Annotated in this window: 22 protein-coding genes; 12 read left to right on the forward strand and 10 right to left on the reverse strand. The window is 64.0% G+C overall.

Going from position 1 to position 26981, the window contains the following annotated elements; translation table 11 throughout:
* Positions 1 to 200: 200 nt before the first annotated feature.
* The 4 genes from ACVC5H_RS01810 to mgrA all read left to right on the forward strand — a co-directional run bounded on the left by ACVC5H_RS01810 (position 201) and on the right by mgrA (position 5009).
* Positions 201 to 1538 carry an ABC transporter substrate-binding protein gene (locus ACVC5H_RS01810; RefSeq protein ID WP_489620715.1) on the forward strand — a complete coding sequence of 446 codons (1338 nt, stop codon included), beginning with the start codon at positions 201 to 203 and terminating at the stop codon, positions 1536 to 1538.
* A 24-nt stretch (positions 1539 to 1562) separates the two neighbouring features.
* Positions 1563 to 2276, forward strand: coding sequence for a response regulator (locus tag ACVC5H_RS01815; RefSeq protein ID WP_489620716.1), 714 nt, complete (start codon positions 1563 to 1565; stop codon positions 2274 to 2276).
* On the forward strand, positions 2260 to 3810 hold the full coding sequence (locus ACVC5H_RS01820) for an ATP-binding protein (protein WP_489620717.1): 1551 nt from the start codon (positions 2260 to 2262) through the stop codon (positions 3808 to 3810). Before ACVC5H_RS01815 ends, ACVC5H_RS01820 begins: the two co-directional genes overlap by 17 nt.
* A 164-nt stretch (positions 3811 to 3974) precedes the next feature.
* Complete coding sequence (mgrA, locus tag ACVC5H_RS01825) at positions 3975 to 5009, forward strand: L-glyceraldehyde 3-phosphate reductase (protein ID WP_489620718.1); 1035 nt, start codon at positions 3975 to 3977, stop codon at positions 5007 to 5009.
* Positions 5010 to 5073: 64 nt separating this feature from the next.
* Here mgrA and ACVC5H_RS01830 read toward each other — a convergent pair whose 3' ends face one another.
* The 5 genes from ACVC5H_RS01830 to ACVC5H_RS01850 form a co-directional block, all read right to left on the reverse strand.
* Positions 5074 to 5529 (reverse strand): YbaN family protein, encoded by a 456-nt coding sequence (locus tag ACVC5H_RS01830; protein WP_489620719.1) that lies wholly within the window; start codon positions 5527 to 5529, stop codon positions 5074 to 5076.
* Positions 5530 to 5533: 4 nt separating this feature from the next.
* Positions 5534 to 6124, reverse strand: a complete 591-nt coding sequence (locus tag ACVC5H_RS01835) for a biliverdin-producing heme oxygenase (protein ID WP_489620720.1) — start codon at positions 6122 to 6124, stop codon at positions 5534 to 5536.
* Between the two features lie 202 nt (positions 6125 to 6326).
* Positions 6327 to 8123 carry a methyl-accepting chemotaxis protein gene (locus tag ACVC5H_RS01840; RefSeq protein WP_489620721.1) on the reverse strand — a complete coding sequence of 599 codons (1797 nt, stop codon included), beginning with the start codon at positions 8121 to 8123 and terminating at the stop codon, positions 6327 to 6329.
* A gap of 293 nt (positions 8124 to 8416) precedes the next feature.
* Positions 8417 to 9112 carry a GntR family transcriptional regulator gene (locus ACVC5H_RS01845; protein ID WP_489620722.1) on the reverse strand — a complete coding sequence of 232 codons (696 nt, stop codon included), beginning with the start codon at positions 9110 to 9112 and terminating at the stop codon, positions 8417 to 8419.
* Between the two features lie 100 nt (positions 9113 to 9212).
* Positions 9213 to 10544, reverse strand: a complete 1332-nt coding sequence (locus tag ACVC5H_RS01850) for a C4-dicarboxylate transporter DctA (protein ID WP_489620723.1) — start codon at positions 10542 to 10544, stop codon at positions 9213 to 9215.
* 167 nt (positions 10545 to 10711) lie between these two features.
* Between ACVC5H_RS01850 and ACVC5H_RS01855 the strand changes: the two genes are divergently transcribed.
* From ACVC5H_RS01855 to ACVC5H_RS01865, 3 genes are all read left to right on the forward strand, one after another.
* Positions 10712 to 11965: an allantoate amidohydrolase gene (locus ACVC5H_RS01855; protein ID WP_489620724.1), complete on the forward strand. Its 1254-nt coding sequence runs from the start codon at positions 10712 to 10714 to the stop codon at positions 11963 to 11965.
* 51 nt (positions 11966 to 12016) lie between these two features.
* Positions 12017 to 13645, forward strand: coding sequence for an HAL/PAL/TAL family ammonia-lyase (locus tag ACVC5H_RS01860; RefSeq protein WP_489620725.1), 1629 nt, complete (start codon positions 12017 to 12019; stop codon positions 13643 to 13645).
* 194 nt (positions 13646 to 13839) lie between these two features.
* Positions 13840 to 15582, forward strand: coding sequence for a methyl-accepting chemotaxis protein (locus tag ACVC5H_RS01865; RefSeq protein WP_489620726.1), 1743 nt, complete (start codon positions 13840 to 13842; stop codon positions 15580 to 15582).
* A gap of 12 nt (positions 15583 to 15594) precedes the next feature.
* On the opposite strand, the gene ACVC5H_RS01870 is transcribed toward ACVC5H_RS01865, so the two are convergent.
* Entirely contained in the window at positions 15595 to 17052 is a 1458-nt protein-coding gene (locus tag ACVC5H_RS01870; RefSeq protein WP_489620727.1) for a sensor histidine kinase, read from the reverse strand.
* Positions 17052 to 17726 carry a response regulator gene (locus tag ACVC5H_RS01875; protein ID WP_489620728.1) on the reverse strand — a complete coding sequence of 225 codons (675 nt, stop codon included), beginning with the start codon at positions 17724 to 17726 and terminating at the stop codon, positions 17052 to 17054. Before ACVC5H_RS01875 ends, ACVC5H_RS01870 begins: the two co-directional genes overlap by 1 nt.
* 279 nt (positions 17727 to 18005) lie before the next feature.
* Here ACVC5H_RS01875 and ACVC5H_RS01880 point away from each other — a divergent pair, with 279 nt between their 5' ends.
* The 5 genes from ACVC5H_RS01880 to ACVC5H_RS01900 all read left to right on the forward strand — a co-directional run bounded on the left by ACVC5H_RS01880 (position 18006) and on the right by ACVC5H_RS01900 (position 24576).
* A complete protein-coding gene (locus ACVC5H_RS01880; protein WP_489620729.1) occupies positions 18006 to 18977 on the forward strand; it encodes a Bug family tripartite tricarboxylate transporter substrate binding protein in 972 nt (323 codons plus the stop codon).
* Positions 18978 to 19056: 79 nt separating this feature from the next.
* A complete protein-coding gene (locus tag ACVC5H_RS01885) occupies positions 19057 to 20163 on the forward strand; it encodes an ABC transporter substrate-binding protein (protein ID WP_489620730.1) in 1107 nt (368 codons plus the stop codon).
* Between the two features lie 193 nt (positions 20164 to 20356).
* The gene (locus ACVC5H_RS01890; protein WP_489620731.1) at positions 20357 to 22168 is read left to right on the forward strand and encodes an ABC transporter permease; all 1812 of its coding nucleotides are present in this window, start codon (positions 20357 to 20359) and stop codon (positions 22166 to 22168) included.
* 40 nt (positions 22169 to 22208) lie between these two features.
* The gene (locus ACVC5H_RS01895) at positions 22209 to 23297 is read left to right on the forward strand and encodes an ABC transporter ATP-binding protein (RefSeq protein ID WP_489620732.1); all 1089 of its coding nucleotides are present in this window, start codon (positions 22209 to 22211) and stop codon (positions 23295 to 23297) included.
* Positions 23298 to 23505: 208 nt separating this feature from the next.
* Positions 23506 to 24576: a porin gene (locus ACVC5H_RS01900; protein ID WP_489620733.1), complete on the forward strand. Its 1071-nt coding sequence runs from the start codon at positions 23506 to 23508 to the stop codon at positions 24574 to 24576.
* A 108-nt stretch (positions 24577 to 24684) separates the two neighbouring features.
* On the opposite strand, the gene ACVC5H_RS01905 is transcribed toward ACVC5H_RS01900, so the two are convergent.
* The 3 genes from ACVC5H_RS01905 to ACVC5H_RS01915 all read right to left on the reverse strand — a co-directional run bounded on the left by ACVC5H_RS01905 (position 24685) and on the right by ACVC5H_RS01915 (position 26842).
* A complete protein-coding gene (locus ACVC5H_RS01905; RefSeq protein ID WP_489620734.1) occupies positions 24685 to 25314 on the reverse strand; it encodes a disulfide bond formation protein B in 630 nt (209 codons plus the stop codon).
* 12 nt (positions 25315 to 25326) lie between these two features.
* Complete coding sequence (locus ACVC5H_RS01910; RefSeq protein ID WP_489620735.1) at positions 25327 to 25485, reverse strand: hypothetical protein; 159 nt, start codon at positions 25483 to 25485, stop codon at positions 25327 to 25329.
* Between the two features lie 451 nt (positions 25486 to 25936).
* A complete protein-coding gene (locus tag ACVC5H_RS01915) occupies positions 25937 to 26842 on the reverse strand; it encodes a LysR family transcriptional regulator (protein ID WP_489620736.1) in 906 nt (301 codons plus the stop codon).
* Between the last annotated feature and the right edge of the window lie 139 nt (positions 26843 to 26981).

Here is a 26981-nt window from a genome sequence, read left to right on the forward strand (position 1 = left end):
GATTTTCCAAGGGAGCCAAGAGGCCGTCGTGATGCAGCATGCGGCAGAGGCTGTGGATAAGATAAGCAGAACCTGCCTTACATTAATTAACAAGAGCTAAACCGAGTTCATCCTGATTAAAAACGTCGGCAGGACGCCGCAAATTGCACATTGGCAGGCACCCGGCTATAGTCTCTTCCGGTTTGGAGACAGGCAACCTCATGACAAGAACGAAACGGCCCGCGCATGCAAGCATCGGCCCGGCCCGTTGCGGGCTGGCCGTGGCGTGGCTGCTCGCGCTGGCGCTTTGGCTGTGCGGGGCCGGTGCCCATGCGCAGTCGGGCGCGCCGGTGCAGCCCCCGGCCGCAGGCGGTTCCTTGCAGGTGCTGCACTGGTGGACCTCGGCCAGCGAGCGCCAGGCCATCAACGTGGTGGTCAACCAGCTGGCCAAACAGGATATCCAGTGGCGCGACGTCGCCATTCCCGGTGGTGCCGGCATGGGCGCGGCCAAGGTCTTGAAGAGCATGGTGCTGGCCAATCGCGCGCCGGAAGTGACGCAGTTGAACGGTGTGGTCTTCGGTGAATGGGCTGACCTCGGCCTCTTGCTGGAGCTGGACAATGTGGCCGTGCAGGGCAACTGGGAAAAGCAGATGTTCCCCACGGTCTGGTCGCTGCTCAACAATCACGGCCACGTGGTGGCGGCACCCTTGGGCATCCACCGCATCAACTCGCTGTTCTACAACATCGCCATCTTCAAGCGCTACAACCTGACGCCGCCCAAGACCTGGGACGACTTCGAGCAGATCGTCAAGAAGCTGCAGGGCACCGGCATCGTCCCGCTGGCCCAGAGCGCCGAGGCCTGGCAACTGGCGACCCTGTTCGAGAACCTGGCGCTGGCCGAGAGTGGTCCCGCCTATTACCGGCGCCTGTTTGTGGAGATGAGTCCGGCCGCCTATCTTGATTCGCGCATGCTGCACATCCTGAAGCGCCTGCGCGGCCTGGCCGCAGCGATGCCGCAGCCGGTGCGCGAGCGGCCCTGGACCGAAGTGGCGCGCAGCATGGTCAGCGGCGAGGCAGCCATGCTCATCATGGGCGACTGGGCCAAGGGCGAACTCAATGCCTGGGGCATGGAAGTGGATCTGCAGTTCGGCTGCGCGCCGGCACCGGGCACGGGCGACTTCCACCTCTACAGTACCGATACCCTGGCCATGTTCGCCGGCAACTATGCACATCAGCCCATGCAGGAGACGCTGGCGCGGCTGGTCATGTCGCCTGCGGTGCAGTCCGAATACAATAGGATCAAAGGGTCCATTCCCGTGCTGCGCGCGGCCGATCCGCACATGGACCGCTGCGCGCGCGACTCCTGGCGCGCCTTCAGCAAGGGCCCGGCGTGGCAGGCGCCCAGCCTGGTGCATCGCATGGCCACCGACGATACGACCAAGGATGCCATCGTGGCCGAGGTGCAGCGCTTCTTCCTCGACCGCAGCATCAGCGAGGAACAGACCCAGAAACGGCTCGCAGTGATTGCGCGTACATTGGCGCGCAACCGCAATGATTAAGAATTTCGGAGATGGAGCAACACCATGACGCGCAAGATATTGATCGTCGACGATGACCAGAAGACCCGCACGCTCTTGAAGGCCTATCTGGAAAAGAACCAGTACGAAGTCCGCCTGGCCCATGATGGCGCGGCCTTCCTGACCGAGTTCCAGCGCTTTGCCGATGAGCTCTCGCTGGTGATCCTCGATGTGATGCTGCCCGACACCGACGGCTTTGCCCTGTGCAAGGCGGTACGGCGCAAGTCCAACGTGCCGGTCATCATGTTGACCGCCAGTTCGGACGAGACCGACCGCGTGGTCGGACTGGAACTCGGCGCGGACGACTACATCGCCAAGCCCTACAGCCCGCGCGAACTGCTGGCGCGCATCAAGGCCATCCATCGTCGCATCGGTATCGACAGCAGTGCGGCGCTGCGCTACTACCGCTTCGCCGGCTTCTCGCTGGACACCGTGGAGCGCACCCTCACCGACAGCGCGGGCGGTATCGTGCCGCTGACAGGCATGGACTACCAATTGCTGAAGTATTTCGTCGAACATCCGGGTGACGTGCTCGATCGCAACGTGCTCTGTGAAGAAACTCGCGGCCGCGATGCCGGCCCGCTGGATCGCTCGCTGGATGTGCAGATCAGCAAGTTGCGCCTGCGCCTGAATGACGGCGGCCGCCAGCCGCACCTGATCAAGACCGTGCGCGGCGCCGGCTATGTCTTCTCGGCCGACGTCAGTGCCGCAGCCGCCTGAGAGCGTGGCGCCGGCCTCGGCGCCGCTGGCTGTTCAGGAGCCGGCCAGCCGTCCGCCCGGCCTGCGCCATCGCCTGGCGGCGCTGCTGGACTGGATGCTGCCGGATTCCCTGCTGGGCCGCCTGTCGGTGGTGATGATCTTTGGCGTGCTGGTCACCCAGGTGGCCGGTGGCCTCATCTGGGCGGTGCAGCTGCGCAGCAAGTCCGAAGCCGAGACCCGCGTGGCCGCGCAGCACCTGGCCCATAGCGCCGCCTCGGCGATCCGCTACTTCATGACCCTGCCGCCCAACTATCGCCCGCTGATGATCCAGCAGTTGCGCGAGATGGGTGGTACCCGCTTCTTCATCAACGCCAACAGCAGTGCCGTGCCGGTCAAGTCGATTGGCGACAATCGCCTGGCCAATCTGGCCATCGACGTGGCCGCCCAGACCCTGCGCGAAGACCTGCCCTTCCTGCCGGAAGCGCGGTTGGCTTTCGCCTGGCCGGATGGCTTGCCGGTGGCCAGCGACGGTCTCACCGTCAACGACCTGCCCGACAACTGGGTGCAGCACATCCTGCTGACCAAGCCCAACTCGGCCCCGGTGCTGGTGATCCAGATGCAGGTGGAAAGCGGCCGCTGGATCTACCTGGCCGCGCTCATGCCCAATCCCTATTTCCTCGACAGCGACAATCCGCTGTGGCTGGACCGGCTGGTGCTGCAGGGCCTGTCACTGGCCGCGATCCTGTTGCTGACCATCCTGGTGGTGCGCTGGACCACCCGCCCGCTGGCCGCCCTGGCCGATGCCGCCGAAGCCTTCGGCAAGGGCGAGACCGTGCCCAGCCTGCCCGAGACCGGCAGCCGCGAATACGTCAAGACCGCACGCGCCTTCTCCGGCATGCGCGAGCGCATCAAGCGCTATCTGGAAGACCGCGAACGCCTCTTCGTCTCGATCTCGCACGACCTGCGCACCCCCATCACACGTTTGAAGCTGCGCACCGAACTGATGGATGACGATGCCATGCGCACCGATTTCCACGACGATCTCGATGAGCTGGACATGATGGTCAAGGGTGCCCTGCAATCGGTGAAGGACAGCGACATCCACGAGAACCGCACCGAAGTCAGGCTCGATGCGCTGGTGCTGCGCATGATCCGCGACGCCCGCCTGGCCGGTCACGAGATCGCTTTCACGCCCAGCGGCATCAACGTCATGGGCAAGCCGCTGGCCTTGAAGCGCGCCATCGGCAACCTGTTCGACAATGCCTTGTATTACGGCCAGAAGGTCGAGATCAGCATCCGTCCCTCGGCCGGTGCCAATGGCGACCTGGTGGAAATCGAGATCCGCGACCACGGCCCCGGCGTGCCGGAGGACGCCATGGGTACGCTCTTCCAGCCCTATGTGCGGCTGGAACATGGACGCGCCCGGAACAGTGGCGGCATGGGTTTGGGGCTGGGCATCTCGCGCAACATCGTGCAGGCCCATGGCGGCGAGCTGCTGTTGCGCAATCATCCGGAAGGCGGTCTGATCGCTACCATCATCCTGCCGGCGCGATAAAAAATGTGCGGGAACAGGCAAGAAGATTAATCGGTCAGACCGGTCAATCGCATCAAAATCCAGATTTATACGTATAAACACCAGAAGCGTAGACTTCTGCAAACCACCCAGGAAGTGGCAGTCCCCCTCGATTCTTTCCGCAGAACATTTCTCCAAGGAGACCCATGAGCTATATCGCCGAACCCTCCCGCTACGATGGCCGCATGCCCTATCGCCGCACCGGCCGCAGCGGCCTCTTGCTGCCCGCCATCTCGCTGGGCCTGTGGCAGAACTTCGGTGGCGTCGACAACTTCGAGACCGGCCGCGCCGTACTGCGCCGTGCCTTCGACCGTGGCGTCACCCACTTCGACCTGGCCAACAACTATGGTCCGCCGGCCGGCTCGGCCGAGGAAAACTTCGGCCGCTGGATGGCCAAGGATTTCCTGCCCTACCGTGATCAGCTGGTCATCTCCAGCAAGGCCGGCTGGCAGATGTGGCCTGGCCCCTACGGCGGCCCCAGCGGCGCGCGCAAGCACCTCATCGCCAGTTGCGAGCAGAGCTTGAAGCGCATGGGCCTGGACTATGTGGACATCTTCTATTCGCATCGCGTCGATGCCGATACGCCGCTGGAAGAAACCATGGGCGCGCTGGCCCACCTGCATCGCCAGGGCAAGGCGCTCTACGTGGGCATCTCGTCCTATTCACCCGAGCTGACCCGCAAGGCCGCTGCCATCCTCAAGAGCGAGGGCGTGCCGCTGCTGATCCACCAGCCCAACTATTCCATGCTCAACCGTACGATTGAAAGCGGGCTGTTGCCGGCGCTGGAAGAACTGGGCGTGGGCTGCATCGGTTTCTCTCCGCTGGCGCAGGGCTTGCTGACCAGCAAGTACCTGGGCGGCGTGCCGGAGGGGGCACGTGTCACGCGCGCGCCTTCGCTGCCGCAGCGCATGCTGTCGGAAGACAACCTGGCGCGCATCCGCGCATTGAATGCCATCGCCGAAAAGCGCGGCCAGACCCTGGCGCAGATGGCCATCGCCTGGGTGCTGCGCGATGCCCGCGTGACCTCGGCGCTGATCGGTGCGCGTACCGTGGAGCAGCTCGATGATTCTCTGGATGCGGTCAACAAGCTCGACTTCACGCTGGAAGAACTGGCCAGCATCGACAAGTACGCCACCGATGGCGACGTTGATCTGTGGAAGGTGTCGTCCTCGATTACCTGAATCCAGCCTGCAGCGGCATCGATTGAGAAGCCTGTACCGTGCATTGCGGTACAGGCTTTTTTCATCAGCGCTCGCCGGGCTCGGCGTCTTCCGTGCGTTCCGGGCGCGACCACATCCAGGCTGCCCCCAGCGCCATGCCCAGCGTGGCCAGCACGATCACCCAGTGGCGCTTGACCGTAAAGAGCATGATGACCAGGCACAAGCTCATCATCAGCGACGCGCTGATCTTGGCGCGCCGCGCGACGACCCGGCCGTGGCGCCAGTTGTGGATCATCGGACCGAACAGGCGGTGCTGTTCCAGCCAGCGCTGCAGGCGTGGCGATCCCTTGCCGGCGGCCCAGGCCGAGAGCAGCACGAATTCCGTCGTGGGAATACCGGGAATGAAGATCGCCACGATGCCGATGCCCAGGCTCGCATAGGCCAGCAGCAACCACAGCCAGCGCGTGCGGCGCGGGGCCAGCGTGCTCGGGAGGTCCTGCACGGGGGTGGGCAGAGGCGACTTGACCGGACCGTCTACCATCGTTTCAATCCAATGCGAAGTGCCGTTTCAGCAGAGCACCGAAACGGGCAAAGGCTGCACTCGCGCCGGCCACCACGGCATCCTGCTCCAGCGGCGACAGGCCGGGCGCATCGAGGAAGCTGACGAAGCGGCGCCACGCCACTGCGCGGCCTTCCGGGTAGGCGGCCAGGTTGCGCGCGCCGAACGTCTCGCTCAAGCCCAGCTTGTCCTTGACTTCCTTGAGCAGGAAGGCCGCACCCAGTGTCGATCCTTCGGACACGTAGAGCCAGCCCAGGGCTTGCGGCATGGCCACCATCGCGGTGGCGATGTCTTGCTCGCCCGGTAGCGCATCGAGGTCCGCGAGATCGGCCAGGGCAGCAGCTTCGCGTCCGCGTACCTGCAGATCGGGCACGGCCGCCTGGATCGCCGGATCGTCGAAGAGATGTTCGACGTCGCGCTGGAAATGATATTGCGCCGCCACGAAGCGCGCGTAATGCGCGCGGCTGGCGAAGGGCTGCGCCTGTTCCATCAGCGCATGCATCTGTTCGTGCAGGACGGCGGTGTCGGCCTTGAGGCGGGCCGACAGCAGCACGGGTGTGGTGGTAAGAGGATTCATCGTGATCGGGACGGGTCATCATATTGCCGCCCTGAACATCAGGAAGGCCATCAGGCAGAGGGCCCATGCGCGGCGCGGCTGGCAGACCCGGCCTGGGGAAGGACGGAAGCGGCTGACTGCGCGGGCCATTTTAACGCAAACGGCCTGGCCCGCTTGCGCGCGGCCAGGCCGTCGGGAGCATCGCCGCCGTGACGATGGCGCCTTACATCTTGAAGCCGCCGACCAGTACCGACAGGCGGTGCGCCTCGTCCTGCAAGGATTTGGCGGCAGCGGCGGCCTGTTCGACCAGCGCCGCATTCTGTTGCGTGCCTTCGTCGATATGGGTGATGGCCAGGTTCACTTCCTGGATGCCGCCATTCTGTTCGCTGCTGGCGTGGGCGATCTCGCTGACGATCACGCTCACGTCGCGGATGCTGGAGACGATCTGTTCCATGGTCTGCCCGGCCTGCGCCACCAGCACGCCGCCATCGGCCACCTTGGCCACCGAGGTGTCGATGAGCAGCTTGATTTCCTTGGCGGCCTGGGCGCTGCGCTGGGCCAGTGACCGCACCTCGGAGGCCACCACCGCAAAGCCGCGTCCCTGTTCGCCCGCGCGCGCCGCTTCCACGGCGGCGTTCAGGGCCAGGATGTTGGTCTGGAAGGCGATGCCGTCGATCACCGTGATGATGTCGGCGATCTGGCGCGAGGAAGCATTGATGGCTTCCATGGTCGAGACCACGTTGCCCACCACTTCACCGCCCTGGGCCGCGATCCTGGAGGCGTTGCCGGCCAGCTCGTTGGCGCGGCGCGCGTTCTCCGAGTTCTGCTGCACGGTCGAGGTCAGCTGTTCCATGGCCGAGGCGGTTTCTTCCAGGGCGCCGGCCTGTTGCTCGGTACGTGCCGACAGGTCCTGGTTGCCGGTGGCGATCTCGGTGGAGGAAATCTTGACGGTATCGCTGCTGCGGCGCACGTCCTGCAGGATGCCGGTGATCTGATTGACGAACTGGTTGAAGGAGCGCGAGATCTGCGTCACTTCATCCTGGCCATCTTCGGCCAGGCGCAGGGTCAGGTCGCCATTGCCGGAGGACAGGCTGTCCATGGCGCGGCGCACGCGCGAGAGGCGCTGGAACACGGCCGTGGTGATGATGCTCATGATGCCCGCCGCCGCCAGCGCCACCAGCACCAGCGCAATCATTGCCGAGCGCGTGGCATTGCGCATGCCGGCGGTGACGTCGGCCTTGTCCATGGCCAGCATCAGGGTCCATTCGGTGCCCTTGATGGGGATGCCCTTGATGAGTTTGGTAGCGCCTTCCAGCTCCAGCGCGCTCACCTTGTCATCGCTGCCCAGGCTTTGCAGGCGCTCGGGCGTGAGTTCGGCATTCCACTCCTTGGCCGGCTTGTTGACCCACTGGCCGTCCGGATGGGCCAGCATCAGGCCATCACGGTCCACCAGGAAGGCAAAGCTGGCCGGGGTGGGATGGATGGCACGCACCACGTCGGAGACACCATCGAGGAACATGGCCGCCGCCACCACGCCGGTGCGCTGGCCGTTCTGCATCACCGGTGCGGTGAAGGACACCATCGGCTTCTTGGTCGCTACGTCGGTATAGGGCTTGGTCAGCACCGGCTTGCCGGCCGCCACCGCCTGCTTGTACCAGGGGCGGGCGGTCGGATCATATCCGGCCGGCAGGCCTTCGGCGGCGGAGGTGAAGGCCGCCTTGTCTTCGCGCCCCAGCGTGGTGACGTAGAAGCCGCCGCTCTTTTGCAGCATCTTGATGACGAATACCGGATCGGCACCCTGCACGCCCTCGGCGGCGGCCACCGTCATGGCGGTGCGTGCCGCCACCCATTCATTGATGGCCGAGCCGAAACCGGTGGCGACCGCTTCGGCGTTGCGCTCGATGGCGTTGTCGTTGTCGGTCTTGATGATGAAGAAGGAGACCGTACCGACCACCGCCAGGCTGGCGATGAGCAGCGTGATCGTATAGAACAGGATGCGGGCTTTGATCGAATTGAGCATGAGGGGTCCCTGATTTTTTATCGCTTGGCGAACCGGTCCTGTTGGAGTGGAGGGGAGTTGGACCGGTGCATGAGTGTGGCCTTTGTCACCTTGGCCGAAACTTGAGAACAGAGCCGGATTTCACCGTCAAATACAGGATTGGCCCGTCTTTTGGCGGCTTCAAGGCGATATGAAGAAAACTTAGAAGCAATGATGATGATGCGCCTGCAACACCTTGCAGGGAGCGGATTGACAAGAATGAATGTGAATTTTTACTAAGTTTTAAGAAATCGGGGTGGTGCTTGCTGACGGTTTCATGACAAGAGTTCGCGCAGCAGATCCTTGCGCGGGCCGGACTTCGGTTCGAAGGCCAGCGCCTGCTCCACGTGCAGCAGGTGATGTTCCATCAGTTCGACCGCCCGCTCGACGTCGCCGGCACGGGCGGCCGCGATGAAGGCGACGTGTTCCTCGCTGGAACAGGCGGCGTCCCGCGTGGACTGGTAGAGCATGGTGATGAGGGCGCTGCGGCCGGCCAGCTTTTCGAGGATGTCGGTGAGCACGTCGTTGCCCACGATGCGCGCCAGCAGGATGTGGAAGTCGCTCAGCAGCGAAGAGCGCACCTGCATGTTGTCTTCCTTGACGGCCTGGCGTTCCTGTTCCAGATGCGCTTCCAGCCGGGCGTAGTCTTGCGGCGTGGCGCAGGCTACGAACTGGCGCACCATGGCCGCTTCCAGCGCGCGCCGCACGAAGAACAGGTTGCGGGTTTCTTCCACCGTGGGTTTGCTGACGAAGGCGCCCTTGTCGGGGATCAGGTCCACCAGCTTGTCCTTGGCCAGCATCACCAGGGCCGCGCGGATTTTGGTACGGCTGACCTGGTAGACGCGCGCCAGTGCTTCCTCGGGCAGCTTGGCGCCGGGCGGCAGGCGCTGCGCGGCGATGTTGGCTGCGATGTCGCTGGCGATGGCGTCGGAACTGTCGGGCGCGGGTGCGGGCGAGGAAGCGGTGGTCATGGCGGACAGGGGCGGATGGGTCGGAAAGCCGCCACAAGGCGGGGCTCCATTGTAACCATTGCCATCATGCCCAGCCATGATCGATTCCCATTGGCCGGCATCAGGCCCGGGCCGGGTGGCCGCCGGTGCCCAGTGCGTCGAGGATGGAGGCTTCCTCGGCCAGCGGCGCGACCTGCTCGCCATTGAGCACGGCGCGGGCGCGCACCTTGTCGATATCCTTTTCCCAACTGGCGATGACCACCGTGGCCACGCAATTGCCCAGCAGATTGCCCAGCGCACGAGCGATGCCGATGAACCAGTCGATGGACAGCACCAGCACCAGGCCGACCACGGGGATGGCCGGAATGGTGGTCAGGGTGGCCGCCAGGATCACGATGGCCGACCCCGGCACGCCGTGCGCACCCTTGGACGTGACCAGCGCGATGGCCAGGATCGCCGCCAGGTCGCCCCAGGACAGATGGGTGTTGGTCGCCTGGGCGATGAACAGCGCCGCCATGGTGAGATAGATCGAGAAGGCATCCAGGTTGAAGGAATAGCCGGTCGGGATCACCAGGCCGACGGTGGATTTCTTGATGCCCATGTATTCGAGCTTGCGCATGATCTGCGGCAGCACGCTATCGGATGAGGTGGTGGCCAGCACCACCACCAGCTCTTCGCGCAGGTAGCGGATCAGCTTGAAGATGGACAGTCCGCTGGCACGCAGGATGCCGCCCAGCACCACCAGCACGAAGAAGATCACCGCGCCGTAGAACAGCAGCACCAGCAGCGCCAGTTGCTTCAGCGAACCGATGCCGTACTTGCCGACCGTGAAGGCAATCGCCCCCAGCACGCCCAAGGGCGCCAGGCGGATGAAGAAGGACATGCACTTGAAGAAGGTATCCGACAGCGACGACACCAGCGCCACCACCGGCGCACCCTTCTCGCCGATCAGCAGCAGCGCGCAGCCGAAGGTCACCGAGATCAGCAGCACCTGCAGCACGTCGCCGGAGGTGAAGGCGCTCACGGCCGTGGCCGGGATCAGCTTCATGATGAATTCGGCAAAGCCCGTGTCCTTGACCTTGCCGGCATTGGCCATGTAGCCGGAAAGGCTGCTGGCGTCCAGGTTGCTGGGGTCGATGTTCATGCCCGCGCCGGGATGGACCACCACGGCCAGCACCAGGCCCAGCAGCAGGGCGATGGTGGTCACCACCTCGAAATAGATGATGGCCTTCACGCCCACGCTGCCGACCTTCTTGAGGTCGCTGGCACCGCAGATGCCCTGCACCACCACGCAAAAGACGATGACCGGAATGATCATCTTGATCAGCTTGATGAAGCCATCGCCCAGCGGCTTCAAGCTCTGGGCGAAGTCCGGCCAGAGCAGGCCGATGGCGATGCCGGCCACCAGGGCCAGCACGACCTGCCCGAACAGGGACTTGAATACTTTGCTCACCGTTGTCTCCTAGTCTTGTCTTAGTGAAATGTTGCCAACCCTAGCGATCTTTTTTGTTGCCGTGGCGTCAGAGGACTATATTGCATACAATTTTTGAATACAATAAAAAAGACGAATTTTTTCTAGTCCCGCTCCATCCCGGAACCGGGCAAGCATGAGGAGACGCAATGAAAGCCCTGGACCCCGCCAGCCGGCAGGCCGGCCAGCAAGCGATGCAGTGGGCCGAGCTGCTGGCGCAATACACCGAGGCGCCCGGCATGCTGACCCGGACCTATCTCACCCCCACGCACCAGGCGGCGGCCACCGAACTGACGCGCTGGATGGAGCAATCCGGCCTGCGCGTGCGGCGCGACAATGCCGGCAACGTGATCGGACGCTACGAGGCAGCGCCCGGCCATGAGCACCAGGCTGCCCTGGTCACCGGTTCGCACTTTGATACCGTGCGCAATGCCGGCAAGTACGACGGCAACCTCGGCATCGTTCTGCCGCTGGCCTGTATTGCCCAGTGGCATCGCACGGGCAAGCGCTTCGCGTTTCCCATCGAGGTGATCGGATTTGCCGAGGAAGAGGGCGTGCGCTTCAAGGCCACCCTGCTGGGTAGCCGCACCGTGGCCGGTACCTTCGACCAGGCCGTGCTGGAGAACCTCGATGCCGGGGGCATCAGCATGCGCCAGGCGATCCAGGCTGCCGGGCTGGACCCCGCGCGCATTGCCGGCGATGCCTGGACAGCGGCATCGGTGGCCGCGTTTGTCGAGGTCCACATCGAACAAGGGCCGATCTTGCTCAACGAGAATCTGCCCGTAGGCGTGGTCACCGCGATTTCCGGTGCCAGCCGCTTCATGGCGGAGGTGCGCGGCCTGGCCGGGCATGCCGGCACGGTGCCCATGCACTTGCGGCGCGATGCGGCGATGGCGGCCGCCGAGATCGGTCTCTATATCGAACGCCGCTGCGGCGTCAAGCCGGGGCTGGTGGGCACCATGGGCATCCTGGAAGTGGTACAGGGCGCGGCCAACGTGGTGCCGGGCCTGGCCAGCTTTTCCATCGATATCCGTGCCGAGGAGGATGCCGACCGCCTCGCAGCGGTGGCCGACGTGCGCGCTGAAATCGAGCGCATTGCCGCACGGCGCCAGGTCGAGATCAGTCTGCGCCAGACCCACGAGGCGGCCAGCGTTTCCTGTGCTCCCCGTTTGCAGGCCGCCCTGGCGCAAGCCATCGAGGCCGCTGGCTGGCCGGTGCGCCACCTGCCCTCCGGCGCCGGCCACGACGCCATGGCCATGGCGCCGCTGGGCGAGGTCGGCATGCTCTTCGTACGCTGTGGCAACGGTGGCATCAGCCATCACCCCGATGAAACCATGACGACAGAAGACGCCGCCATCGCCGCCCAGGTCTTCACGCATCTGGTCGAACAATTCCAGCCTTGAGCCCGCGCTCTGGCCCCCCTCATTGCCTCAATTACGGATCACGGAGTTTTCATGCACACCATCACCATCGACGGATTCAACCTCACCGCCGCGCAAGTCGTCAGCGTGGCGCGCGCCCCGCACCTGAAGGTCGCGCTGGCCGATTCCTCGCGCACGGCCCTGAAGGAAAGCCGCGACTACATCGAAAGCACCTGGATGCACGATGAAGCGCCCATGATGTACAGCTTCAACACCGGCGTCGGCTTGTTGAAGGACACCCGCATCAAGGTCGAGCACATCGAGCTGTTCCAGACCCAGCTGATTCGCGCCCACAGCGCCGGCATCGGCGAACCCTTCTCCGAGGAAGTCAGCCGTGCCACCATGCTGCTGCGTGCCAACGCCTTCGCTTCCAACTATTCCGCCCCGCGCGTGGAAGTGGTGGACCGCCTGCTGGCCTTCATCAACGCCGGTATCCATCCGGTCATGCCGCAGAAGGGCTCGGTCGGCGCTTCCGGCGACCTGGCGCCGCTGTCTTACCTGGCCGCGGCCATCGCCGGTTTCGACGAGGCCGAAGTGATGTACCGGGGCCAGCGCATGCGCGCTACGCAAGCCATCGAACAGGCCGGCATCGGCCCGGTGAAATTCGACCTCAAGGCCAAGGATGCCTCGGCCCTCATCAACGGCTGCACCGCCTCGCTGGCCGTGGCCATCCTGGCAGCGCATGATGCGCGCAACCTGCTGACCGATGCCTGCCTGTCGCTGGGCCTGACGCTCGAGGCAATGCGCGCGGAGATGTCAGCCTTCGATCCGCGCATCCAGCAGGCGCGTCCGCATGCCGGGCAGATCAAGACGGCCGAGGTGATCCGCACGCTCCTGAAGGGCTCCACCCGTACCACGCACCAAGCGCGTGCCGTGCAGTTGCCCGAGGAATTGCGCCGCACCGACATCCCCTATACCGCCCGCATCCAGGACGTCTACTCGCTGCGCTGCGCACCGCAGGTGTATGGGCCGGTCTTCGATGCGCTGGACTACATCGATACCATCATCGAGAAGGAGACCAATTCCGCCACCGACAATCCGCTGATCTTCAGCAAGGAGGAGGGCGAAGGTTTCGAAATCATTTCCGGCGGCAACTTCCACGGCCAGTACCTGGCCCAGGCGATGGACCTGCTGGCCATGGCCATCACCGATCTGGGCAGCATCTGCGAGCGTCGCATTGCCCGCCTGATCGATCCCACGCTGTCGTGGGGCTTGCCGCGCAACCTGATGAGCGGCGTGCGCGGCGTCAACACCGGCTATCCGGTGGTGCAGTGTTCGATGAGTTCGCTGGTGATGGAAAACCGCACCCTGTGCATGCCGGGCAGCGTCGACAGCATCCCCTCCAAGGGCAACAGCGAAGACCACGTCTCCAACTCCACCTGGTGCGCCCGCAAGGCCATGACGGTGGTGCAGAACACGCAGTACATCGTCGGCGTGGAAATGCTGCTGGCGGCGCAGGCGCTGACCATGACTGAAGAGCTGCTCAAGGACTTCAAGCTGGGGCAGGGCACGCAGGCGGCCTATGCAGAAATTCGCCGGCAGATCCCGGCTTGTCTCGATGGCGACCGCTGGTTCCATGACGATGTGCAGGCCGCCCATGGCTTCGTGGTCAGCGGATCGGTGCGCGCGGCGGTGATGGCGGCCATCGGCGCCTTTGTGTGAGGGGCAGGCGCGTCCTGTGATGTAAATTCTTTCCCCGCAGGCTCAAGTCTGACAAAAAGCTGTCGTTCAACTTCATTGGACGGCAGCTTTTTTGCCGCTGCGGCAGCGCTGCGCTCTTTCCTTTGGGCAAGGTAACAACGCTGCCCGGCATACGCTCTGCCGTTGGTCACCATCACACGTCATCGGGGGAAGTAATGAACATCAAGAACATCAAGATCAGCATGCGCCTGGCGGCCTGCTTCGCCGTGCTGGTGGGGGTCATGTGTCTGATTACAGGCGTAGGCATGCAAAGCCTGTACAGCATCAGCAAGGCATCGCGCCTGGTGGTGGAGGATCGCTACGTGAAGATTGCGCTGGTGATGGAAATCCGCGAGAACGTCAATGGAGCCGCACGCAACCTGCGTAATGCCTTGCTGGGGCGCAATCTTGAGGAGGCCAAGCGCTATCTTGACCGCGCTGCCGGCCACAGTTCCAAGACCACCGCAGCCATGAACCAGATCGAAAAGCTGCTCAGCACGCCGCGCGGCAAGGAGCTCTTCAAGGCTATCCACGATGCCCGCGCCGCCTACAACCCGCCGCGCGACAAGCTGCGCGAACTGATCGGCCAGCAGAAGAAGGACGAGGCCACCGAGGTACTGTTCAATGAAGTCATTCCTAAGCAGGATGCCTACTTCGAAGCGCTCAATGCCTTCGCCGACTTCCAGAAAAAACTGATGGACGACAGCGTGGCCGAAGGCCAGCAGACCACCGACTCGGCCATTGCCCTGATGCTGGAACTGTCGGGCGCGGCCATCCTGCTGTGCGTGCTGGCCGCCTGGTGGGTCACGCGCTCCATCACCCGTCCGCTCAATGAAGCCGTGGACGTCGCCAGTGCCGTGGCGCAAGGCGACCTGACGGTGCAGATCGGCCAGACCACCAGGGATGAAACCGGGATGCTGCTGGCCTCGCTCAAGACCATGAACCAGAATCTGCACCGCATCGTCAGCGAAGTACGCAGCGGCACCGACACCATCAACACTGCCTCCTCCGAAATCGCCAGAGGCAACCTGGACCTGTCCTCGCGCACCGAAGAACAGGCCGGCGCCCTGGAAGAAACCGCCTCGGCCATGGAAGAGCTGACCTCCACCGTGAAGCAGAATGCCGACAACGCCCGCCAGGCCAACAGCCTCGCCGCTACCGCCTCGGACGTGGCGGTACAGGGCGGCAGCGTGGTCGGGCAGGTGGTGCAGACCATGGGCGAGATCAACGAAGCCTCGCGCAAGATCGTGGACATCATCAGCGTGATCGATGGCATTGCCTTCCAGACCAACATCCTGGCCTTGAATGCGGCCGTGGAAGCGGCGCGTGCCGGCGAGCAGGGCCGTGGCTTTGCGGTGGTGGCGTCCGAAGTGCGCACACTGGCCCAGCGCAGTGCCACTGCTGCAAAGGAAATCAAGGCCTTGATCGATGATTCGGTAAGCCGCGTGGAAAATGGCAGCCGTCAGGTGGAACAAGCCGGTGCGACCATGAGCGAGGTGGTGGCCAGCGTCAAGCGCGTCACCGACGTGGTGGCCGAGATCTCGGCGGCCAGCAACGAGCAGAGCGATGGTATCGAGCAGATCAATCACGCCATCGTGCAGATGGATGAGGTGACCCAGCAGAACGCCGCCCTGGTGGAAGAGGCCGCCGCCGCTGCGCAATCCCTGCAGGAACAGTCGGGCCGCCTGGTGGAAACGGTGAGTATCTTCAAGCTCAGCAGTCATGACGCGCCACGCACCCAGGTCCCGCGCCAGCCGGCGCCGCCCAAGGCCGCCGTCAAGCCGGCTCCGGCAGCGCAGCCCAAGGCGGCCGTGCCGCCGCCATCACCGGCCCCCAAGGCCTTGCCGGCAAAGCCCGCCGCCAGCACCAAGGCCGGCAAGGCCATGGCCGCCGATGACGGGGATTGGGAACAGTTCTGAATCTTCGCGGGTTCAGGCCCGCAATTCCACCCCGCCGGGAAAGACGATGCGCACCAGCAAGCCATTGCCTTGCTGCGGCGTATCCAGCGTGACCGTGGCCCGGTGCATGGCGGCGATCTCGCGCACGATGGACAGTCCCAGCCCGGTGCCCCCCGGATTGACGTGCTGGGTGGCACCGGCGCGGTAGAAGGGCTCGAACACTTTTTCGCGTTCGGCCTGGGCGATGCCGGGGCCATTGTCTTCCACCTCCAGCAGGGCCGCGGTCGGCTGTCCGGGGCTGCTTGCCGCACGCACGCGCAAGGTGACGTGGCCGCCCGGGGGCGTGTAGCGGATGGCGTTGTCCAGCAGGTTCACCATCAGTTCATGCAACAACAGGGCATTGGCTTCGATGCCGACGTCGCCCTCTTCTTCAAAGGCCAGCCCGATGTGCCGCGACACCGCCTGTTGCGACAGTTCCAGTGCCACCTGGCGTGCCGCATCGGTGAGCGAGGTGCGCCGTGTGCCGCCTTCGGCCGCGCCATGTTCGGCACGGGCCAGCGTGAGCAGGCGATTGGCCAGGTGTACCGCCGCGTCGGTGGTGCGCGCCATGCCTTCGACCAGATCGCGCAGCTCGGCTGCATCGAGCCGCTCGCGCCTGAGCTCGCGCAGGGTCAGTTCTGATTGCGTCTTCAAGACCGTCAGGGGCGTGCGCAACTGGTGCGAGGCATCGGCAATGAAGCGCCGCTGCGCACTGATCAGGGCTTGCAGCCGGCCCATGTAGCCATTCATGGCGCGCACCAGCGGGCGCATCTCCTTGTGCACCAGCGCCGGATCAAAACCGGACAGATCGGTCGGTGCGCGCGACTCCACCTCGCCCTTCAATTGCATCACCGGACGCAGCACGAAGCGCACCGCGAACCACACCAGCAGCGCCGCCACCGTCACCAGCGTACCCTGGCGCCAGAGCGTGTCGAACAGGATCTTGCGGGTCATGCCGTTGCGGCCTTCCATGGTCTCGCCAACCTGGATCAGGGCGATGCCGCGCATGCTGTCGTCATACACCGGCTGCAGCAGCGCGGCGATGCGGATGGGCTGGTGGTGATAGTCGGCCTGGTAGAAGCGTACCAGCGCCGGATAGGCTTCGGAGCGCTTGACGTCGGCCGGCACCGGTGGCAGGTCTTCATAGCCGGAGACCAGCTCGCCCTTCAGGCCGGTGACCTTGTAGTAGATGCGGCCCAGGGTATCGGTCTCGAAGCTGTCCAGCGCCACGTAGGGCACGTCGGCCGTGACGTGGCCATCGACGATGGACACTCGCTCGGCCAGCGCGCGGGTGGAGGCCAGCAGCGAGCGGTCGTAGGCCAGGTCGGCCACCTCCAGGGCGTTGTAGTAGACCGAGACTGCATCGACGGCCACCAGCAGGGTCAGCGGGATCAGCAGCCAGCGCACCAGCTGGCTGCGCAGGTTGCCCAGTCGGCGCGCCGCCTGCGCCATCACGCCGCCTGCAGCAGGTAGCCCAGGCCGCGCAGGGTGGTGATGCTCACGCGCCCGGGGCCTTCATGTTCGAGCTTCTTGCGCAGGCGGTGGATGTAGATTTCGATGGCATCCACGCTGGCATTGTCGTCCAGCGAAAACACCTGCTGGAACAGCTTGTCCTTGGGCACGGTGTGGCCCTGGCGCACGATCAGCGCTTCCAGCACGGCATGTTCGCGCGGGGTCAGGGCCAGCAGTTCGCCGCCATAGGTGAAGGTGCGCGAGACGGTATCGAAGTTCAGCGCGCCGCAGGTTACGGTCACCGTTTCCTGGCTCTGCGAGCGGCGCAGCAGGGCTTTGACGCGCGCTTCCAGTTCTTCCAGTTCGAAGGGTTTGGCCAGGTAATCATCGGCGCCCATGTTCAGGCCGCTCACACGATCGGCCAGGCCGCCGCGCGCAGTCAGGATCAGTACCGGCGTGCGGCTGCCGCGTGCGCGCATGCGCTTCAATACTTCCAGTCCATCCATGCGTGGCAGGGTGAGGTCGAGGATCACCAGCGCATAGTCTTGCGTGAGCAACAGGCTGTCGGCGTCGGCGCCGTTGTGCGCGCATTCCACGGCCAGGTGGGCATCGCGCAGGGCTTTGGCCAGCCAGCGGGAAAGTTCGATATGGTCTTCGACCAGCAGGATGCGCATGAAGCGGCCTTTTTTTGATGTCAGTGCGGTACGGCTTGTCTCCAGCGCGGATGCTAACAGATGGCCTGCCGCCTTTGAAATGCCCGTGCCCGGCCATTGTGGAAACTGCGTAGCATCGATCCCACAGTGACAGCTTCGCTGAAAGCCGGCTGAAAGCCTTTTCTTGTACGATGCGCCCATATCAAAAAAACCAGGCAGGAGACACATCATGACCGCCCCCAGGTCCGGCTGCGCCGGAACCCTATTTTCCGATTCACTTTCTCGCTGCTGCTGACCGCCATGATGGCGGGTCGCTGGCATCGCTCGTGTCATTTCCTGGCCGCATGCCTGCTGGCATGCGCGGGTCCGTGCGCGCTGGCTACCGAATGCATCGTCCCGGCCAAGCCGGGCGGCGGCATGGATGCCTCCTGCAAGCTGCTGCGCCGGGTGATGCAGGAAGAGGGCCGCCAGGATGCCTTCAAGGTGGCTTACTTGCCCGGTGGCATCGGTGCAGTGGCGTGGAGTTCGGTGGTCTCGCAGCGGCGCGGAGGACCGGAGACGCTGGTGGCTTTTTCGGGGGGCTCGCTGCTGAGCCTGGCGCAAGGCAAGTATGGCCGCGCCGACGTGGGTGACGTGCGCTGGGTGGCCGGCATCGGCATCGACCACGGCATGATCGCCGTGCGCAGCGATGCCCCCTGGCGCAACCTGAAGCAGTTGCTGGAGGCGATCCGCAAGGATCCATCGGCGGTCACTGTGGGATTGTCCGGCACCGTCGGCAGCCAGGACTGGCTGAAGATGGCCCTGCTGGCGCAGCACGCCGGTTTTACTCCGCGCCAGTTCCGCTTCGTGGCGCTCGAAGGCGGTGGCGATTCGTTTGCGGCCTTGCAGGCCGGGCACGTGCAGGTGATTTCGGGCGATACCTCGGAGGCCGCCTACTTCCTGGCCGAAGGCCGGGTGCGGATCCTGGCGGTGCTGTCCGAGCAACGCCTGCCGGGGCCGCTGCAGCAGGTACCGACCGCGCGTGAACAGGGCTATGACGTGGTTTGGCCCATCATCCGCGGCTTCTACATGAGCCCGCATGCGCCGGAGGCGGACTACCGGCGCTGGGTGCAGTATTTTGACCGCGCGCTGGCCGATCCCGCATTCGATCGCCAGCGCAGCGTCGGCGGCTTGCAACCCTTTGCCATGACCGGCAAGCCGCTCTCGGATTACATCGCGCAGACCGTTGCGCGCTATCGCAAGCAGTCCCAGGAGTTGGGCCTGGTGCGCTGACAAGCAAGGCTGCACACGCCGTCAGGCGTGCTCTGCAGCCGGGCCGGCGCGAGGTCCGTTTCATCATCAAGGAGAACCCATGTTGCACAAACGTCGCCTGAGCATTGCGCTCGGCCTGGCCCTCGCTTTGCCCGTCACTTTCAGCGGTGCGGCGCACGCCGATACCCCGGCCGGTTATCCGGCCGATTACGCCAAGGTCATTGAGGGAGCGAAAAAGGAAGGCAAGGTCGTGATCTACAGCACCACCGACTCCAAGGCGGCCGAAGCGCTGATCAAGGATTTCGGCGCGCTCTATCCGGGCGTGAAGGTCGAGTACAACGACATGAATTCCACCGAAGCCTACAACCGCTTCATCTCGGAAGCCGCCGCCGGTGGCGCCACCGCCGACGTGATGTGGTCCTCGTCCATGGACCTGCAGGTCAAGCTGGCCGCCGAGGGTTATGCGGTCGCGTACAAGTCGCCGGAAGCCGCAGCCCTGCCGGCCTGGGCCAACTGGAAGGACACTGCCTACGGCACCACCTTCGAGCCCGCCGCCATCGTCTACAACAAGCGCCTGGTGAGCGAGGCCGAAGTACCGGCCACGCACGACGATTTCACCAAGCTGCTGGTCAGCAAGCAGGACAAGTTCAAGAACAAGGTCACTACCTACGACATCGAAAAGTCCGGCGTCGGTTTCAGCCTGATGACCTATGACCTCAAGCACAACCCGCATTTCTGGGACTTTGCCAAGGCCATGGGTGGCGTCGCCGCACGCGTACAGTCGTCCACCGGCACCATGCTGGAGCGCATCTCCTCGGGTGAAAACCTGATCGGCTACAACATCCTTGGCCCCTATGCCCTGGTGCGCGCCAAGAAGGATCCGTCCATCGGCGTGGCCTTCACCAAGGATTACAACCTGGTGCTCTCGCGCGTGATCTTCATCAACAAGGCCGGCAAGAACACCAATGCCGCCAAGCTGTGGGTGGACTACATCCTCTCCAGGCGCGGCCAGACCATCATCGCCAACGATGCGCAGCTCTTCGCAATCCGGGGCGACGTGACCGGTGCCACTACCTCGGCCGAGCTGACCAAACAACTGGGCGCATCGTTGAAGCCCATGCCGGTCTCCACCGAACTGCTGGAATACCTGGACCAGAAGAAGCGCCTGGACTTCCTGAAGCAGTGGAAGGAAGCCACCAAGAAGTAAATTTTTTAAATCAATCCTGTCATGGGCCGGGTAGTCCGCAGTGCCAAGGTCGTCGCGCCTTCGATACGACCCTGCGGGTCTACTCAGTCCGAACGGGATGTTGGTCATGAACTTGCAACATCGTTGTTCCGGAGCGCGGCCCTGGCCGCTTCCCTGCCTGTCCTGATCCATCTGCCCACTCATGAGGCGCAACATGCAAACCACCACAACGCTAACGCGCAGCGAGCAAGCCCTGCCGGCCCGCCGTTTCCGGCTGAACTGGCCGCGCGGCCTGGTCGTGCTGCTGGCCGCCCTGGCCATTTTCGTGCCGCTGCTGCTGATCTTCTATCAAAGTTTTTTATCGGCGCCGTTCTTCGCGCCGGTCAAGACCCTGACCTTCGATTCCTACCGCTTCATCTTTGATGATCCGGACTTCCGCCAGGCCTTCGTCAATGGCCTGACCCTGGCCACCGGCCTGGCCCTCATCGCCGTGCCGCTGGGCGGCATGCTGGCCTTCCTGATGGTGCGCACCGACCTGCCGGGCCGCAGCTTCATCGCTCCGGCGCTGATGGTGCCCATCTTCGTCTCGCCCATGGTCATCGGCTTCGGCTACGTGGTCTCGATGGGCCCGGTGGGCTTCTACACGGTGTGGGTCAAGAACCTGCTGTCGGTGGTCGGCTTCGAGGGTGATCCGTGGAACATCTATTCCTTCACCAGCATCGTCATCATCGCCGGCCTGACGCACGTGCCGCACGTCTACCTGTATGCCTCGGCGGCCTTGAAGAGCCTCGGATCGGATGTGGAAGAAGCGGCCCGCGTGGCCGGTGCCTCGCCGCTGCAGGTGGCGCTGAACGTGTCGCTGCCGATGATCACCCCGGCGCTGGCCTACTCGGGCGTGCTGGTGTTCTTCCTCGGCTTTGAAGTGTTCGGCCTGGTGCTGGTGCTGGGCGATCCGGAAGGCCACCTGGTGCTGCCGACCTATCTCTACAAGCTGACCAACAAGCTGGGCACGCCGTCCTACCACCTCATGGCGGCGGTGGCCGTGTGCCTGGTGGCGGTGACCATGCCGCTGGTGATGCTGCAGCGCTGGCTGCTGCGCTCGGCCAACAAGTACGTCGCCATCAAGGGCAAGGGCGCGCGCCAGAAGGCGCTGCCGCTGGGTAAATGGCGCTGGGTGGCCTTCGCCCTGATCGCCGGCTGGCTGCTCTTCACCGTCATCATTCCGCTCTCGGGCATCGGCCTGCGTACCTTCGTCTCGCACTGGGGCGATGGCGTGAGCCTGCTGGAGGTGCTGACCTTCGAGAACCTGTTGAACGTCTGGGACCAGCCCTCGCTGGTGCGCGGCATCATCAACACGGTGTTGATCGGCGTGATCGGCGGTGCCCTGGCCGTGGCCTGCTATACCGCCATCGCCCTGGCCATGCACCGCAAGCAAGATGGCGTGACGCGCTTCCTCGACTACAGCGTGCTGGTGCCGCGTGCGGTGCCGGGTCTCCTGGCCGGCCTGTCCTTCCTGTGGGTGTTCCTGTTCGTGCCCTCGCTGCTGGATTCCGCCCTGAAGGGCATCGACAACCCCATCGCCCTGTGGCTGGTGGACAGCTTCATTCCTGCCCTGCGCGGCCTGCGCTCGACCATCTTCTCGGTCTGGCTGGCTTATTCGGTGGTGTGGATGGCCTATGGCCTGCGCCTCATCAACACTGCCCTGCTGCAGGTCGGCCCGGAACTGGAAGAAGCGGCGCGCGCTGTCGGCGCCCCGCGTTCCCGCGTCACCCGCGACGTCACCATCCCGCTGGTGCGCTACGGGCTGGTGGGCGCCTGGCTGATGGTATTCCTGATCTTCGAGCGCGAGTACTCCACCGGCGTCTACCTGCTCTCGCCCGGTACCGAGGTGATCGGCTCGATGATCGTCTCCATGTGGGCTGCCGGCGCGGTGGAACTGGTGGCCGCGCTGTCCTTCATCAACATCACGCTGGTGGCCGTGGGCCTGGGCATTGCGCTGCGCTTCGGCGTCAAGCTGCACGACTGAGCGGCACCAGCCTCCCTATAGAGCATTCTGAGGAATCATCATGACCGAACTTTCCGTCAACGACCTGCACCTGGACTATGGCACCGGCGCTTCCGCCAATCCCATCCTCAAGGGCGTCTCCATGCAATTGCAGCGCGGTGAAGTGGTGGCGCTGCTGGGCCCCTCCGGCAGCGGCAAGACCACGCTGCTGCGCGCCGTCGCCGGCCTCGAATCGCCCAAGGCCGGCACCATCGACATCGGCAGCCGCCGCGTCTTCGAGGGCGCGCGCAATTTCGAGATGCCGGCCGAAGAGCGCAACCTGGGCCTGGTGTTCCAGTCCTATGCGCTGTGGCCGCACAAGACCGTGGCCGACAACGTGGCCTATGGCCTGAAGCTGCGCAAGACGCCTTCGGACGAGATCGCCAGGCGTGTGAAGGAAGTGTTGTCGCAGCTGGGCCTGGGCCACCTGGGCGAGCGCTATCCGCACCAGCTCTCCGGTGGCCAGCAGCAGCGCGTGGCCATTGCCCGCGCGCTGGTCTACAACCCGCAGGTGATCCTGCTGGACGAGCCGCTCTCCAACCTTGACGCCAAGCTGCGCGAGGAAGCCCGCGCCTTCCTGCGCGAACTGATCGTGCGCCTGGGCCTGTCGGCCCTGATGGTGACCCACGACCAGGGCGAGGCCATGGCCATTTCCGACCGCATCCTGTTGCTCAACAATGGCCGCATCGAACAGCAGGGCACGCCGCAAAGCATGTACCAGACCCCCAATACCCTGTTCACGGCCGAGTTCATGGGCAGCAACAACAAGCTGGCCGCCGAAGTGGTGAGCCGCGAGGGCGAGCGCGTGACCCTGAAACTGGATGGCGGCACCGCCGTGGCCACCCTGCGTGGCCGCGACGACGCCCGTCCGGGCGAGCAGCTGACCGGCATCATTCGCGTCGAGCAGGTGCGCATTTCGGGCGAGCAGACCGGAAACGCGATCCGCCTGCCGCTCTCCACCTGCATGTACCTGGGCGACCGCTGGGAATGCCTGTTCAAGGTCGAGGGCGGACCGGCCGGTTCGGTCGGCCTGCGCGCCTATGCACCGCAGCGCCTGGACCAGGGTGAGTACTGGCTGTCGCTGCCGGAACAGGCCTTGTGGGCATTCTGAAAAACTAAGACCGGCCAATGGGATTTATAACTTTTTGGAACACCGGAACTTAGTTTTTTGACGCTTCATCACATCGATGAAAACCAGCGAGCAGAGCTATCCGCTCTTGTCTCGCTCACCCGGCCAGCCCGGGTGCATGACCAGAAGACGTCGCGCGGCACGGCCGTGCCGACGCTATCCAATGCTTTCAACCAAGAAGGAGACTTCAGTGCAAAAAAATCACCTCACCGCCGGCATGCTGGCGGCATTCGCGGCCTTGGCCGCAACCGGTGCCCAGGCGCAATCGTCGGTCACCATTTATGGCCTGATCGATTCGGGCGTGGAATATCTCACCAATGCCAACGCCGCCGGCAACAGCCTGGTGCGCCTGAGCTCGGGCACTATGAATACCTCGCGCATCGGCTTCCGTGGCACGGAAGACCTGGGCGGCGGCCTCAAGGCCGTGTTCCAGCTGGAGAACGGTTTCAAGCTGGATAACGGCGGCCTCGACGGCGATGCCAACCAGCTCTTCAACCGCCAGTCCAACGTCGGCCTGGAAGGCGGCTTCGGCCGCGTGGTGGCGGGCCGTTCTTTCTCCACCACCTATGACTTCATCCTGCCCTTCGATCCCATGGGCTACTCGGCCAACTATTCCTGGGTGACATCGGCCGGTGCTACCGGTGGCCGCAAGGACGGCATGCCGACCGGCGTGTCCAACCTGGTCAAGTACCAGGGTGAGTTCGGCGGTGTGAAGGTCGGTGCCATGTATGGCTTTGGCGAAGTGGCGGGCGAGACCGGCAATGGCGCCAAGTATGGCGTCGGCCTGGGCTGGGGTTCGGGCCCGTTCAGCGTGGCGGCCACCTATGACCGCAACAACAGCACCACCACCGCCAACACCGCCTATGACCGCGCCACCAGCGCCCACCTGGCCGCGGGCTATCAGCTCGCCGACGCCTGGAAGTTCAACCTCGGCTATCGCTACTACAAGAAGACCCTGGCCAGCGGCGCGACCGACCTGCGCAGTGACTTCTTCTGGGGCGGCGTGACCTACAAGTTCACTCCGGCCATGAGCCTGATCGGTGCGATCTACTACCAGAACATCAAGAACGTGGCCAACGATGCCGATCCCATCATGTACTCGCTGCGCCTGAAGTATGCGATGTCCAAGCGCACCGACCTGTACCTGAGCACCGCCTATGCCAAGGCCAAGAACAACCAGCTGGTCGGCCTCTCGCGGGATGACGCCGGCTTTGGCAGCAGCCAGTTCGGCATGACCCTGGGCATGCAGCATCGCTTCTGACGCAAGTGCAGTACCAGGCCCGCTGCGCGCTGTCGGCGCGCGGGCCGCGATAGTCTTGAGCCGTGATTGACCGGCGCACCCCTGCCCATGGCAGGCGTGCGCCGTTTTTCATCGGGGTTTGTGCTGTGGCGAATTCAGCGGCAGGCGATGGATGAGGTCTCCGGTGCAGGCGATGCGCTCGCAGCCAGCCATGCTGGAAGCCATGTGCGCGCCGACCACGGCGAAGAAGATGGCGCTGACCAATATCCTGGCCCAGGGGATGCGGCGCGGCTCATCCTGATGTTCCGCGCTTTGCAGCAACAGCAGCGTGGCCGGGTATTCAGCGCTCTTGAAGCCCAGCAGGCCGGCGATGACGATGATGGCCGCCAGCGAAAACAGCGCCGCCCAGGTGTAGAAGTGCATTCCCTGAAACAACGGTCCCTGCGGCGTCTGGCCCGGCATCGCCTCCAGCGAGATCTGTCGCAGCGCGACCAGCCCGGTCAGCAGCGCCCCCGTCAGCGCGACCCCGTAGTGCGCACTCTTGACCCCGAAGCGCAGATTGCGCATGAACCCGATGCCGGTCAGGATGATGCCCATGCGTTGCAATTGGCACATCGGACAGGGTTGCACCTGCAGTACCCATTGGTAGTACAGCAACAGCCCCAGGCTGGCGCTCACGGCCAGCAGGCACAGGCAATTGAAGAAGATGCCGCCCGGCAGGATGGGCTCTCGCGGCGTAAAGACGACGGAACGGTCCATGAGACGGTGCCATTACAGGATGAAACCCAGGCGATCCTGGGTATATTGACTGAACCACCATAGCGTCAGCCCCGTGCTTGCCAACCATAGTTTATTGCTCATTGATTTCCAGCCGAGTGCAATTCCGAAAACGGTCAGGAAGGCCAGCAGGAACGGAAGATAGAGGAACATAGGTCTGCCCGGAGTTTGTCCGGATTCATATCCGGTTGTTTGTTTGTGCGCTTTGGTTCCAATCGTAGCCGAATGCCCGCGTAAATCTCGCTCAAAAACATCGAATAAAATCGAGATTTGCTCACTTTTTTTTCGGGGTAAGCTGAGCGGCATTGAACGACAACAAAGAAGTAGGCACAGATGGGGGCATCAGCAAGCCAGGCCCGGCCGGGTGATCAGAGGAGCCTCGGCTAGCGGTGGCCGGGAACAGCTGTGCGCCGTCGTGGCAAGACTTCTGCCGACATCGTTGAAGAGCGCGATCGTTTGCAGGTGATGTTGCTGACGGGAAATAATCGGGTCAGGGTGATCCATTGAAAACTAAGTTTTTTGAATATTCTCTCTAAGTAGGGAATCAAAAAAACTTAAAAAATTTGCTGATATCCGCAGCGCTACTACAGACCGTTCGCCCGAGTCACCTGCGCTTGCGCCGGCTCGGCGCCATCTCCCGCATCAGGGCAATGAAGCGCTGTGCCCCCAGCCCAAGCGGGCGGTCCTTGTTCCACACCACATCCACCCACATGCGCTGCTGGTTGCTGATGTTGTCGAAGTCGATGACCACCAGCGCGCCGGCCTCGATCTGTGCCTGCACCAGGCTGTGCGGCAGGTAGGCCCAGCCTAGCCCTTCGCGCACCAGCGACAGCGTTGCCAGGTGATTGTCGGTGCGCCAGATGTGGCGCGCCAGGAAGAAGCGCGGGTCGGAAATGCTGGCATCGCGGCTGGCCACGGCGATCTGGCGGATGTCGTAGAGGTCCTCGTAGCGCAGTTTGCGCTTCTTGTGTAGCCGCGCCGGATGGTCGGGCGCGATCACCGCCACCAGCATCTCGCTGCTGAATTCCTGGAAGGCCTCGCGATCATTGCCGGCGTGGCGTTCGAAGACCAGGGCCAGTTGCGCCGTACCGTCATAGAGCATGCGCATGGCATCGGCCTGGGGCGAGGACAGCACTTCCACTTCCAGCGAAGGAAACTCCTCGGCCAGCACCGCCAGCGGCTTGGCCCAGGGCACCGACAGCAGTTCGGGTGCGACGGCCAGCGTGAGCTTGCGCTCCAGCCCCTGATGCATGGCCAGGGCATGGGTATCGAGCTGGCGCAAGGTGCTGGCCAGCAAGCGTGCATCCGGCTCCAGTGCCCGCGCCAGTTCGGTGGGCCGGGCGTCGCGCGCAGTGCGGTCAAAGAGCACCAGGTCCAGCTCCGCTTCGAGCTGGCTGATGGTCATGCTGACCGAGGAAGGGACCCGTCCCAGCAGCCGGGCCGCTGCTGAAAACGAGCCACTGTCGAGCACGGCCAGGAAGACCTTTACGTTGTCACTGGAGAAAGCCATGGGGTATCCCTTGCTGAGTCTGCATCGTTGAAGCCGCGTCGCTGACCTGTCAGAAAAACTGAAAGAAGCCGACTTCATCCATCAAAAATATCATCATAGAATGCTTCCCATCGCGCGGCCAGGCCCGAAGGCTGGCGCA

This window comes from Herbaspirillum sp. Her3 (assembly GCF_057961275.1).